Source organism: Ancylobacter mangrovi, from assembly GCF_024752335.1.
In the GTDB taxonomy this organism is placed as follows: Bacteria; Pseudomonadota; Alphaproteobacteria; order Rhizobiales; family Xanthobacteraceae; genus Ancylobacter; species Ancylobacter mangrovi.
Genome location: NZ_JANTHY010000003.1, coordinates 257,561 through 271,052, shown reverse-complemented (window position 1 = coordinate 271,052; position 13,492 = coordinate 257,561). Strand labels below are relative to the sequence as shown.

At 68.6% G+C, this 13,492-nt stretch carries 11 protein-coding genes; 9 read left to right on the top strand and 2 right to left on the bottom strand.

Translation table 11 applies throughout. The features are described 5' to 3' along the window. The first annotated feature begins 103 nt into the window (after window positions 1-103). Window positions 104-922 carry an IclR family transcriptional regulator gene (locus NVS83_RS10960; protein WP_258739344.1) on the top strand — a complete coding sequence of 273 codons (819 nt, stop codon included), beginning with the start codon at window positions 104-106 and terminating at the stop codon, window positions 920-922. A gap of 6 nt (window positions 923-928) precedes the next feature. On the opposite strand, the gene NVS83_RS10955 is transcribed toward NVS83_RS10960, so the two are convergent. Continuing rightward, a complete protein-coding gene (locus NVS83_RS10955) occupies window positions 929-1,882 on the bottom strand; it encodes a LysR family transcriptional regulator (protein ID WP_258739343.1) in 954 nt (317 codons plus the stop codon). Next, on the bottom strand, window positions 1,879-2,808 hold the full coding sequence (locus tag NVS83_RS10950) for a LysR family transcriptional regulator (protein ID WP_258739342.1): 930 nt from the start codon (window positions 2,806-2,808) through the stop codon (window positions 1,879-1,881). Before NVS83_RS10950 ends, NVS83_RS10955 begins: the two co-directional genes overlap by 4 nt. A 129-nt stretch (window positions 2,809-2,937) precedes the next feature. Between NVS83_RS10950 and NVS83_RS10945 the strand changes: the two genes are divergently transcribed. The 8 genes from NVS83_RS10945 to pcaD all read left to right on the top strand — a co-directional run bounded on the left by NVS83_RS10945 (window position 2,938) and on the right by pcaD (window position 13,491). Then, window positions 2,938-4,032: a mandelate racemase/muconate lactonizing enzyme family protein gene (locus tag NVS83_RS10945; RefSeq protein WP_258739341.1), complete on the top strand. Its 1,095-nt coding sequence runs from the start codon at window positions 2,938-2,940 to the stop codon at window positions 4,030-4,032. Between the two features lie 119 nt (window positions 4,033-4,151). Further along, complete coding sequence (locus tag NVS83_RS10940) at window positions 4,152-5,672, top strand: ABC transporter substrate-binding protein (RefSeq protein WP_258732803.1); 1,521 nt, start codon at window positions 4,152-4,154, stop codon at window positions 5,670-5,672. Between the two features lie 146 nt (window positions 5,673-5,818). Continuing rightward, on the top strand, window positions 5,819-6,904 hold the full coding sequence (locus NVS83_RS10935; protein ID WP_258739340.1) for a TolB-like translocation protein: 1,086 nt from the start codon (window positions 5,819-5,821) through the stop codon (window positions 6,902-6,904). 87 nt (window positions 6,905-6,991) lie between these two features. After that, window positions 6,992-7,909, top strand: coding sequence for an ABC transporter permease (locus NVS83_RS10930; protein WP_258739339.1), 918 nt, complete (start codon window positions 6,992-6,994; stop codon window positions 7,907-7,909). Window positions 7,910-7,922: 13 nt separating this feature from the next. Further along, the gene (locus NVS83_RS10925) at window positions 7,923-8,849 is read left to right on the top strand and encodes an ABC transporter permease (protein WP_374115041.1); all 927 of its coding nucleotides are present in this window, start codon (window positions 7,923-7,925) and stop codon (window positions 8,847-8,849) included. Continuing rightward, window positions 8,842-10,476, top strand: coding sequence for an ABC transporter ATP-binding protein (locus NVS83_RS10920; RefSeq protein ID WP_258739337.1), 1,635 nt, complete (start codon window positions 8,842-8,844; stop codon window positions 10,474-10,476). Before NVS83_RS10925 ends, NVS83_RS10920 begins: the two co-directional genes overlap by 8 nt. Window positions 10,477-10,552: 76 nt before the next feature. Next, a complete protein-coding gene (locus NVS83_RS10915; RefSeq protein WP_258739336.1) occupies window positions 10,553-12,709 on the top strand; it encodes a beta-galactosidase trimerization domain-containing protein in 2,157 nt (718 codons plus the stop codon). Continuing rightward, window positions 12,706-13,491: a 3-oxoadipate enol-lactonase gene (pcaD, locus tag NVS83_RS10910; RefSeq protein WP_258739335.1), complete on the top strand. Its 786-nt coding sequence runs from the start codon at window positions 12,706-12,708 to the stop codon at window positions 13,489-13,491. Before NVS83_RS10915 ends, pcaD begins: the two co-directional genes overlap by 4 nt. Window position 13,492: the final 1 nt, after the last annotated feature.

The following is a 13,492-nucleotide window of genomic DNA, read 5'->3' as shown; positions in this document are numbered from 1 at the left end:
TTCAATTATTAGGCTTCAGTTGACGGCATATCTTGTCAAGCTGAAATTATGGACAGGCACAGGGAGCAGGCTTTTGGGTGGGCGCGTGAAAGGGCAGGCCGGGATGGCATCAGGCGGGGAAGCGGGCGCGGCGCCGGGGGCGGAGCCGGCCGCCCGCCGGAACACGATCGGCTCGGTGGAGCACGCGATCGAGCTGCTGCGCTGCCTCGCCGCGGCGGAGGCGCCGATCGGCACCAACGACCTCGCCCGCCGCATGAGGCTGCACAAGAGCTCGATCTCGCGGCTCGCGGCGACGCTGGAGAATGCCGGCCTGCTGCGGCGCGAGCCGGCGACCGGACGCTTCGCGCTCGGTCCCGGTCTCATGGCGCTGGCGGCGCCGCTCTTCGCCGATTTCGCGCTGACCGACGCGGTGGAGCCGATCCTGGCGCAGTTCGCCGCCCGCACCGGCGAAACCTGCAGCTTCAACATCTGGGACGGGCGCGATTCCGTCTCCATCGCCCATGTCGCAGGCTCGAATTCGGTGCGCGCCTTCTCGCAGCCCGGGCGGCGCAAGCCCGGGCACGCCACCGCGACCGGCAAGATCCTGCTGGCCTATCTGGGTGAGGCGGCGCTGGCGGCCTATTGCAGCACGCCGCTGCACCGCTACACCGGCAGCACCATCACCGATCCGAAGGCCCTCGCCGAGGAGCTCGATCTCGCCCGCCGGCGCGGCTATGCGGTGAATGTCGGCGAGTTCGAGGCCGATGTCGGCGCCGTCGCCTCCGCCGTGCTCGACAGCGCCGGCCGCGTGATCGGCTCGGTCACCGCCACCGTCCCGCTCTACCGCTTCCCGCCCGAGCGCCACGCCTGGTTCGGGCAGGCGGCGATCGACTGCGCCGCCGAGATCGGCGCCCATCTCGGCATGCTGCGCCGGCGCAGGTGAGGCCGCTCAGGACGCCTGCGCCGAGCGCAAGCCCGGAGCCGCGTCGCCCGGCTCTTCCGCCTCGTCCCAGTAGCCGGGGCGGGAGTAGATCGCCTGCAGATGGGCGATGAACAGCCGCGAGAGCCGCGCCGGCCTGTTGCGCGGGTAGACCGCGGTGATGTCGAAGCTCGGCAGGGCGTGCTCGTCGAGCACGCTGACCAGCGCGCCGGAGCGGAGTTGGGCGCCCACCTCCCAGGTGGAGCGCCAGGCCAGCCAGTCGTCCTCCTGCGCCCAGCGCACCAGCACCTCGCCGTCGCTGCAGTCGATGTTGCCGTCCACCTTCACGGCGATCGGCCGGCCGCCCTTCTGGAACTGCCAGTCGCGATGGCTGTCGGCCTGCAGGTTCACCGCGAGGCAATTGTGGTGCACCAGTTCCTCGAGCGTGCGCGGCTTGCCGTGCTTGGCGAAATAGGCCGGCGTGGCGCAGACCACGCGCCGGTTGGTGGCGAGCGTGGTGGCGACGAAATGCGGATCGATGACGTTGCCGATGCGGATGCACAGGTCGTAATCGGCCTGCACCGGGTCGAGATAGTCGTTGGTCAGGTTGAAGGAAAGCCGCACCGCCGGATAGGCGGCGAGGAAGCTCGCGGCATGGGCGGCGACATGCCGGCGCCCGAAATAGGGCGGCGCCAGCACCAGCATCTGGCCGGAGACCTCCGAGGTATCGGGGAACAGCTCGGTCTCGCCGAGCTCCAGCTCCAGCAGCAGCTCCTCGCAATGCTTGAGGAACAGCCGCCCCTGCTCGGTGAGGGTGAGCAGGCGCGTCGTGCGGTGCAGCAGCTTCACCCCCAGCCGGCGCTCCAGCTCGTCGATGCGCCGGCCGAGCATGCCGGAGGAGATTTTCTCCTTGATCGCCGCCCTCGCCATGGAGCCTTCCGTCGCCACGGCGACGAAGGCCTTGATCTCGCGATAGCGGTTCACCGCCCGCCCTCCCCGGCCGGCGCCGCGGTCCAGTAGCCGGGCCGGGCATAGACCTCGCGCATCCAGGCGATGAACAGGCGGATCTTCGCCGGCACCGGGTTCTGCGGCGGGTAGGTCGCGAAGATGTCCTGGTTGGCGAGGGTGAAGTCGTCGAGCACCGTCCGCGCGATCCCGCGCGCCAGCGCGCCCGCCACCTCCCATTCCGGCCGCCAGGCGACGCCTGCCCCTTCCAGCGCCCAGCGGGTGAGCATGGCGCCGTCATTGCTGGTGAGGCTGCCGCTCGGGCGGATCGTCACCGGATGGCCGCCATTCTGGAAATGCCAGCCGCGCGGCTGGCCGCCATGCTCGTTATAGGCGAGGCAGTTGTGGTGGGAGAGGTCCTCGGGCATGCGCGGCACGCCGTGGCGCGCGAAATAGGCCGGCGTGCCGCAGACCACCATCCGGTTCGGCGCCAGCCGGGCGGCCACCAGGTTGGGATCGGTGACCGGGCCGGTGCGGATGCCGATCGTGTAGCCCGTGCGCATGAGGTCGACGACGTAGTCGCTCAGATTGAGCGAGATGTGCACGTCCGGGTTGGCGCGGATGAAGTCGCGCAGATGCGGGGCGACGTGCTCGCGCCCGAAATTCGACGAGCATGTCACGGTCAATTGACCCGTCGCGAAGTCGCGCCCGGTGCGCACGAGGCGCTCGGCGGTGCGCAGCCGCCCCAGCATGTCGAGCCCGTGGCGGTAGTACTGCTCGCCCGCCGGGGTGAGGGTGAGACGGCGCGTGGTGCGCTCCAGCAGCTTGCCGCCAAGCCGCTGCTCGATAAGGGAAATCCGCCGGCCGACCATGACCGGCGTGACCCCCGCGGTCTCGGCCGCGGCGGCGAAGCTGCCGGCCTCGACCACGCCGACGAAGGTCTCGATGTCGCGCAGCTTGTCCATGCCGGCACTGCACTCCGTATATTTCGTCAATAATGAAAGACGTATTTGTCCAATTATCAATCCAAAAGTTTGGCAGTAGCGTCGCTGGAAAATGATCCGGGCAATCGGATCGGGACAGCAGGGACGGAAATGTCGAGGATCGCGAGCGTGGAGACCTTCTCCACGCAATTCATCAGCATCGTGCGTATCAGGACCGAGGACGGGCTCGAGGGCTACGGCCAGGTCGCCCCCTACAATGCCGACATCACCGCCGCCATCCTGCACCGGCAGATGGCTCCCGTGGTGCTGGGCCAGCAGGCCGACGACATCGACGCGCTGGTCGACAAATGCTGGGTCGGCGCGCACAAATTCCCCGGTTCCTATACCTGCCGCGCCATTGGCGGCGTCGACACCGCGCTGTGGGACCTGAAGGGCCGGCGCGAGGGCCAGAGCGTCGCGGCGCTGCTCGGCGGCACGCGCACCCACCAGCCAGTCTACGGCTCCAGCATGCGCCGCGACATCACGCCGGAAGACGAGGCCGCCCGGCTCGCGAAGCTCCAGCAGGAATGCGGCTTCGAAGCCTTCAAGATCCGCATCGGCAACAATTTCGGCAACGACGTCGACCGCTGGCCGGGCCGCACCGAGGCGATCGTGCCGACGGTGCGCAAGGCGATCGGCGACGACAGCGAGCTGCTGTGCGACGCCAATAGCGGCTTCACGCCGAAGCGCGCCATCGAGGTCGGCCGCATGCTCGAGGACCACCGCGTCGGCCATTTCGAGGAGCCCTGCCCCTACCCCGAGCTGGAATGGACCGCCGAGGTCGCCGCCGCCCTCGACATCCCGGTCTCGCAGGGCGAGCAGGAGGTCGATCTCGCCCAGTTCCGCCGCATGATCCGCATGGGCGCGGCCGACATCGTGCAGCCGGACATCTGCTATGTCGGCGGCATCAGCCGGGCCCTGCGCGTCGCGCGCATGGCGCAGGAGGCCGGCCTGCCCTGCACGCCGCACGCCGCCAACCGCTCCATGGTCTCGCTCTTCACCGTGCACCTCCAGTCGGCGCTGCCCAATGCCGGCCACTACATGGAACTGAGCATCGAGGAGGCGCCGTGGATCGACGGGCTGTTCACCTCCGACCCGTTCGAGGTCGTCGACGGGAAGATCGCCGTCCCCTCCGGCCCCGGCTGGGGCGTCGAGATCAGCCCTGAATGGCTGGCAAGCGCCGAACGCCGGGCCAGCACCCTCTAGGGGCCGCTCCTTCGGGAGCCGCGCCCCCGACGCATCCCGGCGGCCGCTCGACCGGCCGCCGCCATCTCAAAACGACAACCGGGTACCGAGCCCGGGAAAAACCCACGGGAGAAACGCAAGTGACGACGACAAGAGCCTTATCGGCAGGCGCCCTGCTGCTCCTCGGGGCGATGTTCGCCCCCGCGCAGGCGCAGGACACGTCGCGGGACATCAAGATCGTCCTGCCCTCCGCGGTCGACGTGGTCGAGCCCTGCCACATGAACTCGACCGGCTATATCGGCCTCGTGCTCAAGGAGAACGTGGTCGAGACGCTGCTCAAGCTCGATCCCAAGACCAGCAAGCCGCTGCCGAACCTCGCCACCGAATGGAACCAGGTCAACCCGACCACCTGGCGGATCAAGCTGCGCGAGGGGGTCAAGTTCCACGACGGCACGCCGTTCGACGCGGACGCCGTGGTGACCGCGCTCAAGCGCCAGTTCGTCCCCGAGCTGGCCTGTCGCGACAAGATCCGCTCCTTCGGCAGCATCACCATCCAGCCGAAGGCGATCGACAAGGATACGGTCGAGATCGTCACCAGCGAGCCGATGCCGCTGCTGCCGCTGAGCCTGGCCCAGACCGGGATGACCGCGCCGAGCACCTCGATGAAGGAGGCCGAGCGCCACCCGATCGGCACCGGCCCCTATGTCTTCACCAGCTGGGACCCGGCGCAGAGCCTGGTGCTGACCCGCTTCGACGGCTACTGGGGCAAGAAGCCGGAGGTCGCCAAGGCGACCTATGTCTGGCGCTCCGAGCCGGCGCTGCGCGCCTCGATGGTCGCGGTCGGCGAGGCCGACATCGCCCTGCAGCTCGCCGTGCAGGACGCGACCAACAAGGACACCGACATCGGCTACCTCAACGCCGATACCAGCCGCGTGCGCATCTTCATGGACAAGCCGCCGCTGAACGACAAGCGCGTGCGCGAGGCGATGAACCTCGCCATCGACCGCAGCGCCTTCATCGGCACCATCGTCAGCCCGCTCTCGGTCCCGGCCAGCCAGTACATGCTGCCGAGCGTCAACGGCTACAACCCCGACCTGAAGCCGTGGCCCTACGACCCGGAGAAGGCGAAGCAGCTCATCGAGGAGGCCCGCAAGGACGGCGTTCCGGTCGACACGGAGATCGAGCTCTACGGCTCGGAATTCATGCAGGCCAACCTGTCGGAGATGCTCGAGACCCTGGTCCAGTACTGGCAGGAAGTCGGCCTCAACGTGAAGATCAACATGGTCGACAAGATCCAGCACTCGGCCATGCGCCGCAAGCCGTATCCGGCCGACCGACCGCCCTCCATGGTGCATGAGCTGCACGACAACACGGCCGGCGACGCGTTCTACACGATGATCGTCTACTACACGTCGGATGGCGGCCTCTCCAACATCTCCAATCCCGAGCTCGACAAGCTGCTGAAGGAAGCCTCACTCGCCACCGGCGAGAAGCGCACCAAGCTGTTCCAGGAAGCCAACCGCATGATCCAGCAGGACATCATTCCCGATGTCATGCTGTACCACATGGTCAGCTACATCCGGGTGGGCAAGCGGGTGCATTACGAGCCCAACTTCACGACCCAGGGCCAGCTCGAGCTGAGCGCGATCACCTTCAAATAGGCCGCGCGCAACGAGGCCGCGCGGGCGCGCCCCGCGCCGGCACCGAGACGATCCGGGCGGCCAGGCCGCCGGTGCGCCCGCCGCGCCGCCCGGATTCCGCACGCCGCCCACGGCCTGCGCCACGATCCGCCGAGAGAGGAAGACCCATGCCCATCTACAAGTGGGACAACGCCGCCTTCGCGGGCGAGCATGTCCTCGACAACCCGCCGCCCTTCCACCAGAAGCTGAGCAATTACGGCGCGCGGCCCTACTGGTCGCCGGACGGCAAGCGCATCGCCTTCGTCGAGAAGGCCTACGGCGACGTGCACGAGATCGACCTCGAGACCCGGCAGATCCGCAACCTCACCGGCAATCTCGGCAAGCACCACAGCTTCCTGCGCGTGCTGTTCCTGCGCAATGGCGACTACCTTCTGATCGGTCCGAAGGAGTTCAAGCACCACCACGTCAGCCGCTACGTGGAATCCGAGCTCTGGTACATGGACAAGGACGCGAGCGAGCCGCCGCGCCCGATGGGCCTGACCTTCTTCGAGGGCATCGGCGTCTCCTCCATCGCCGACCGCATCACCTATTCGCGCCATGGCGAGCACGACCCGCGCCTCGGCGGCTTCGAGGATTTCGAGTGCTACGTCACCGAGCTCGACTACGGCCCGAACGGGGCCGAGCTCGGCGCCACCCGGCCGATCTACCGCTCGCCGACCGGCCTGCGCCGGCCCGAGCCGCAGGACTTCCGCAACAACGACACCGAAGTGATCATGGCCGAGTATATCGGCCCGCGTGACCGCTCGACGACCTGGAAGACCCAGACCCGCGGCATCGACCTGAAGACGCTCGACGTGAAGACCTATATCGACGAGCCGCTGACGCATAACGAGCCGGAAGGCATCTTCCCGGACCAGCAGCACATCTGCCTGGAATCTTCCTGCGACTTCGTCGACCAGTTCCCGCCCATCGACCTGTGGAAGCTGAAGCTCGACGGCTCCGGCCGGCGCGTGCGCATGACCCGCATGTTCGACCGCCAGCCCTGGCGCGCGAGCAACTCCAACGTCAGCCCGGACGGCAAGTGGCTGGCCTTCATGGTCAACACCTACACCAGCGAGCCAGGCTTCGGCATGGGCATCGGCCTGATGGACCTCGAAGCCTGGGAAAAGAGCGAGTACGCCCAGCAATGGGAGACCCCCGCCGAGCGCGAGGTGATCCGCCGCCGGAACGGCGAGTACGCCGACACCAAGTGAGCCACGCCACCGGATGAACGGTGGCGTCCCCCGTACCGCCGGCGGCGCCGATGCGTCGCCGGGCCCTGGCAACAGCGGAGAGCGACCGTGAACGGCTATGTCACGAAGCGAATGCTCCACAGCCTCATCTCGATGATGGGGCTGATCATTCTGGTCTTCTTCCTGTCGAGGCTGACGGGCAATCCGAGCGATCTCTATCTGCCGATCGACACCCCGGCGGACGTGCGCGCGGCATTCTCGCAGGCGCACGGCTTCGACGACCCGATGATCGTCCAGTTCGGCCACTTCCTCGCCAATCTGGTGCATCTCGACTTCGGCAGCTCGATGCGCCTCGAGCGCCCCGCGCTCAACCTGGTGCTGGAGGCGTTCCCGGTCTCGCTCACCCTCGCCGTCCTAGCCATGGCGCTGGCGCTCGTCATCGCCATCGTCGCCGGCTCGCTCGCCGCGCGCAGCCCGAACGGCGTGCTCGACCGCTTCATCAACGTGATCTCGCTGTGCGGGGCGAGCGTGCCCAACTTCTGGCTCGCTCTGGTGAGCGTGCTCGTCTTCGCGGTGTGGATGCGCTGGCTGCCGACCTCCGGCATGGGCGGGCCGGAATACTGGATCCTGCCGGTGATCGTGCTGGCGGTGCGGCCCTGCGGCCTGCTGGCCCAGGTGGTGCGCGGCTCGATGATCAGCGCGCTCTCCTCCGCCTATGTGAAGACCGCCCGCGCCAAGGGCGTGAGCCAGCGGGTCATCGTCTTCGTCCACGCCCTGCGCAACGCCATGCTGCCGATCATCACCGTGGCCGGCGACCAGGCGTCGGGCATGATCAACGGCGCGGTGGTGGTGGAGGTCATCTTCGGCCTGCCCGGCATCGGCCGGCTGATGATGGAATCGATCCAGTACCGCGACTTCGCGGTCATCCAGGCCGGCGTGATCCTCACCGCCTGCGCCATCTTCCTGCTCAACATCGCGATCGACCTCGCCTACGCGCTGCTCGACCCGCGCATCAAGCACGCATGAGGGCCCAATGACCATGACGGCACCTCCCATCGCCATGACCGAGCCCTCGCTCTGGCGCCAGTCGCTGGGCCTGCTGTGGCGGGACAAGTTCGCCTTCGTCGCGGTCCTGTTCCTGCTGCTGGTCGTGTTCGCGGCCCTGTTCGGGCCGACGATCTTCGGGCAGAGCGCCACGCGCATCAATCTCGCCGCGCGCAATGCGCCGCCGATGTCGATGCATCTCGGCTGGCACTACGTGCTCGGCGCGGATTCCCTCGGCCGCTCGATCCTCGCGCGCATCGCCGTCGGCACCCGCAACACCATGATGGTGGCCGGACTGTCGGTGATCGCCTCGCTGCTGATCGGCTCGCTGCTGGGCTTCATAGCCGGCTACCGGGCCGACTGGACCACCGGCGTCATCATGCGCGTCGCCGACGTGCTGATGAGCTTTCCCTCGCTGCTGCTGGCGATGATCGTGCTCTACGTGCTCGGCGCCGGCATCGCCAATCTGGTGCTGGTGCTCGCCATCACCCGCATCCCGATCTATCTGCGCACCACCCGCGCCGAGGTGCTGGAGATACGCGAGCGCACCTTCGTCGTGGCCGCGAAGGTCATGGGGGCGTCCCCGCTGCGGCTCGTCTGGCGCCACATCCGCCCGACCGTGACGCCGACGCTGGTGACCATCGCCACGCTCGAATTCGCCTTCGTGATGCTGTCCGAGTCCAGCCTCAGCTTCCTCGGCCTCGGCATCCAGGCGCCGGAATTCACCTGGGGCGCGATGGTGGCGCAGGGCCAGAGCTATCTCGGCACCGCCTGGTGGGTGGCGTTCTGGCCCGGCCTCGCCATCACCCTCACGGCCATGTCCCTGAACCTCGTCGCCAACTGGCTGCGCATCGTCACCGACCCGGTGCAGCGCTGGCGGCTCGAAGCACGGAGCAGCAGCAATGGCGGCGGCAATGAGTGAGACCTCCGGCCATCTCGTCGAGGTGAAGCACCTCTCGGTCGAGTTCCACACCCGGAACGGCGTCGTGCCCGCGGTGCGCGACGTCTCCTGGCACATCGACCGCGGCGAGACGCTGGCCATCCTCGGCGAAAGCGGCTCGGGCAAGAGCGTGTCCTCCTCGGCGCTGATGGGGCTGATCGACATCCCGCCCGGCCGCATCACCTCCGGCGAGGTGCTCTATTGCGGCGAGGACCTGCTCAAGGCCACGCCCGAGCGCCAGCGCGAGATCAACGGCTCGCGCATCGCCATGGTGTTCCAGGACACGCTGGCGGCGCTCAACCCGGTCTACCCGATCGGCTGGCAGGTGGCAGAGACCTTCCGCACCCACGGCGTCGCCCGCGCGGAAGCCAACGCGAAGGCGCTTGAGCTGCTGGAGCGTGTCGGCCTGCCCAACGCCGCGGCGCGCTTTCGCGACTATCCGCACCAGTTCTCGGGCGGCCAGCGCCAGCGCATCATGATCGCCATGGCGATCGCGCTGAACCCGGACCTGCTGATCGCGGACGAGCCGACCACCGCGCTCGACGTCACGGTGCAGGCGCGCATTCTCGGCCTCCTGAAGGAGCTGCAGCGCGAGCGCGGCATGGGGCTCCTGATGATCACCCACGACCTCGGCATCGTCGCCGGCATGGCCGACCGGGTGGTGATCATGAATGCCGGCCGCATCGTCGAGGCCGGCACCGTCAAGCAGGTATTCGAGTCTCCCCAGCACCCCTATACGCGCAGCCTGCTCGACGCCATTCCCGGCCGCCACGGCTTCCCCGACATCGCCGAGCGCGCGGCGCCGGCAGAGCCGCTGCTGCGCGTCGAGGAGCTGACGAAGGAATATGTGACGCCGGCCGGCCTGTTCCGCCCCGCCCGTCCGCCGGTGCGCGCGCTCGGCGGCGTGTCCTTCACGCTGGCGCAGGGAGAGACGCTCGGCATCGTCGGCGAGAGCGGCTCGGGCAAGTCGACGCTGGTGCGCACGCTGATCGGGCTCGAGGAAGCAACCTCGGGCGACGCCTTCTTCCGCGGCCGCAGCCTGATCCACCCCACCGCCGAGACGCGCGATCTGGCGCAGCGCCAGATCCAGATGGTGTTCCAGGACCCGACCGCCTCGCTCAACCCGCGCATGAGCGTGTTCGAGATCGTCTCCGAGCCCTGGGCGATCCATCGCGACGCCCTGCCCCGCGCGCAGTGGGAGCAGCGGGTCGGCGACCTGCTGGAGGAGGTGGGCCTGAAGCGCGAGCATGCCGGCCGCCATCCGCACCAGTTCTCCGGCGGCCAGCGCCAGCGCATCGCCATCGCCCGCGCCCTGGCGCTGAAGCCCGACATCATCATCTGCGACGAGGCGGTGTCCTCGCTGGACGTGTCCGTGCAGGCGCAGGTGATCGCGCTGCTCAAGGCGCTGAAGGACGAGTTCGGCCTCTCCTATCTCTTCATCGCCCATGACCTGCCGGTGGTCCGCAGCTTCGCCGACCGGGTGCTGGTCATGCACAAGGGCATGATCGTCGAGCAGGGACCGACCCGCGAGATCTTCGAGAACCCGCAGCACGACTACACGCGCGAACTGCTGAACGCCGACCCGCTGCTGAGCCACCACGCCGCCTGACCCGAGCCCACCCCGTTCCACCCGCCACGCGCAGTTCACCGCGCGGCGGGCGCGGCCGACCGACATAGGTACACGCATGACTTCCCACATCGACCATAGCTGGCTGAAGCGTTCGCTCGTCATGATCATGACGCTGCGCGAGGGAGACGCTGGGACCTGGGACGCCGAGAAGATGGCCGACTTCGCCCAGTCCTTCTCGCTCGACGCGCTCGGCTTCTCGGTCGGCGGCATCGTCGCCTTCTACCCTACGCAGGTGAAGCACCATCCGCGCGCCGCGACGCTGGGCGAGCGCGACCTCGCGGCGGAGATGATCGCGGCGCTCAAGAAGCGCGACATCCGCCCCGTCGCCCGCATCGACCCCTCCATGGCCTCGCGCGAGCTCTATGAGGAGCGGCCCGAATGGTTCGCGCAGGACAAGAACGGCAAGCCGATCGGCGTGCACGGCCATTTCATCACCTGCCCGAACGGCGGCTACTACCGCGACTTCATGATGCGGGTGATCGAGGAGATGCTGACCCGCTATCCGTTCGACGCGGTCTGGGCCAACGCCGCGCAGTTCTCACCCTGGCACACCCCGCAGTGCCATTGCGGGGTCTGCCGGTCGAAGTTCCGCGCCCGCACCGGCAAGGCGCTGCCGGCCGAGAACTGGGGCGACGAGACCTGGCGCCAGTACAATGAATGGCGCTACGAGTGCATCGCCGAGTGGAACGCCGAGGTTCAGGCGCTCAAGAACCGCGTGCGGCCGGAGGCGGCGTGGATCCCGCTCAGCCAGGTGGCGGAATCCTGGGACCATTCGCGCGTCGGCGGCTGGGACCTCGACTATACCGAGCCGCATCAGGACGGCATCGTGCTGGAGGCCCAGCGCCGCTACGCCAACATGTTCTGGCCCGGCCTCGAGGCGCGCTACATGCGCGACCTCGCCCCGGAGAAGGGCGGCGGCATCACGGTGAGCTACTTCCTGCCCTGGTGGCGCTTCTACGCGGTGCCGGCGGCGGAGAACCGCATGTGGGCCGGCCAGATCATGGCGCAGGGCGTGATGCCGTGGATCCATGTCACCGGCTATCAGGAGACCCATTTCGACAAGCGCGGCCTCGACAGCCTGCGCGCCACCTTCGCCCGCTTCCGCGCCAACCGCGACACCTATCTCGACAACCGCTCGGGGGCCGAAGTGGCGCTGGTCTATTCGCGGCACAGCCTCGACAATATCGGCCAGCAGGACCCGACGGGACGCTATCTCGACCATTTCCGCGGCGCCTACAACGCGATGATGGACCAGCGCGTCCCGTTCGACATCCTCTCGGGCCACCGGCTGAATCTCGAGGCGCTGAAGCGCTACCGCGCCGTCGTGCTGCCGAACGCCGCCTGCCTGTCGGACGCTGCCTGCGACGCGCTGGAAGCCTATGTGCGCGGGGGTGGCCATCTCGTCGCCACCCATCTCTCGGGCAATTTCGACGCGCTCGGCAATCCGCGCGCGCAGACGCTGCTGGGCCGCCTTGCCGGCATCACCCAGACCGGGGTGACGTGGACGAACCTGCGCGCCGCCTATGGCGTGATCCGCGAGCCGGACAACCCGCTGATGGCCGGCTTCGAGGGTACTGACCTCATCCCGGTCGCCGGCGACATCGTGTTCGTGCGCACGCCGGACGGCGAGAGCGAGAGCGAGGGCGAGGGCAAGACGGCGCCGCTCACCCTCGTCCCGCCGGTCGAGGGCGAGGTCGGCAGCGGCATCAGCGTACCGGAATTCAACGTCATCAAGCACGTCACCGACTACCCGATGGTCGTCGACCGGCCCGTCGGCGAGGGCCGCGTGGTCTATTTCCCGTGGCAGCCTGACCTGATCGGCTTCCGCTACGGGCTGCGCGACCTGTTCCGCCTGCTCGCCAATGCGGTGAAGGCGGCCGAAGGCTTCCAGGACGTGCTGCGCGTCACCGGGCCGGGCCTCGTCGACCTCGCCCTGCTGCGGCGCGAGGACCGGCTGGTGCTGTCGCTGATCAACTTCTCCTCGCCCGGCAGCTTCAACACCGGGCAGCGGCGCATCATCGAGGAGCTGGTGCCGTTGCACGACCTCGTCATCGAGATCCGCGCGCCGGAAGGCTTCGAGGCCGGCACCGCGCGACTGGTCTTCGCCGAGCGGGACATTCCGGTGGAGCGGCAGGGTGCGTATCTGCGCCTGACCCTGCCGAAGCTGGAGGCGATGGAGACCATCGAGATACGCGGCGCGGGGGCGGCATGAGCTTCTGCCCGACCGGCTGGGGGCGCCTGCACTACCGGGTCGACGGCCCGGACGGCGCCCCCGCGCTCCTGCTCTCGAACTCGCTCGCCGCCGACGTCTCGTTCTGGGACGCGCAGATGCCGTCCTGGGCGCGCAACCGGCGCGTCGTGCGCTACGACCAGCGCGGCCACGGCCGCTCCGACGCGCCGGCGGGCCCCTATTCCATGGCCGGGCTCGGCGCCGACGCGCTGGCGCTGATGGATCATCTCGGCCTCGCACAAGCCGACTGGTGCGGCATTTCGATGGGCGGGATGACCGGCATGTGGCTCGCCGTGAACGCGCCCGGCCGCCTCGGCCGGCTCGTGCTCGCCAACACCGCGGTGCGCATGCCCCCACCCGAGCTGTGGGACCAGCGGGCCGCCATGGCCCGCGAGCAGGGCATGGAGGCGATCGCCATCGCGACTATGGCGCGCTGGTTCGCTCCCGCCTTCGCCGACCGCGAACCGGATACCATCGCCCGCCTGCACCAGGTGGTGGCGGCGACCCCGGGCGAGGGCTATGCCGGCTGCTGCGCCGCCCTGCGCGATTTCGATTTCCGCGACGAAGTCGGGAAGATCCGCCATCCCGCGCTGGTCATCGTCGGCGAGAGGGACGGCTCGACACCACCGGAAGCCGGCGCGTTCATCGCCGGGAGGATCCCCGGTGCGCAGCTCGTGCGCCTCGACGCCGGCCACGTCTCGAATGTCGAGCAGGCCGGCGAGTTCGCGCGGCAGGTCGAGGCGTTCCTTTCCGCCCCGGCGTGAG

What these genes read in the sequence shown, in the direction of transcription:
- NVS83_RS10935 (WP_258739340.1), top strand. Translation starts at nt 5,819, where the DNA reads ATGCCCATCTACAAGTGGGACAACGCCGCCTTCGCGGGCGAGCATGTC.
- NVS83_RS10945 (WP_258739341.1), top strand. Translation starts at nt 2,938, where the DNA reads ATGTCGAGGATCGCGAGCGTGGAGACCTTCTCCACGCAATTCATCAGC.
- NVS83_RS10920 (WP_258739337.1), top strand. Translation starts at nt 8,842, where the DNA reads ATGAGTGAGACCTCCGGCCATCTCGTCGAGGTGAAGCACCTCTCGGTC.
- NVS83_RS10950 (WP_258739342.1), bottom strand. Translation starts at nt 2,808, where the DNA reads ATGGACAAGCTGCGCGACATCGAGACCTTCGTCGGCGTGGTCGAGGCC.
- NVS83_RS10915 (WP_258739336.1), top strand. Translation starts at nt 10,553, where the DNA reads ATGACTTCCCACATCGACCATAGCTGGCTGAAGCGTTCGCTCGTCATG.
- pcaD (WP_258739335.1), top strand. Translation starts at nt 12,706, where the DNA reads ATGAGCTTCTGCCCGACCGGCTGGGGGCGCCTGCACTACCGGGTCGAC.
- NVS83_RS10960 (WP_258739344.1), top strand. Translation starts at nt 104, where the DNA reads ATGGCATCAGGCGGGGAAGCGGGCGCGGCGCCGGGGGCGGAGCCGGCC.
- NVS83_RS10925 (WP_374115041.1), top strand. Translation starts at nt 7,923, where the DNA reads ATGACGGCACCTCCCATCGCCATGACCGAGCCCTCGCTCTGGCGCCAG.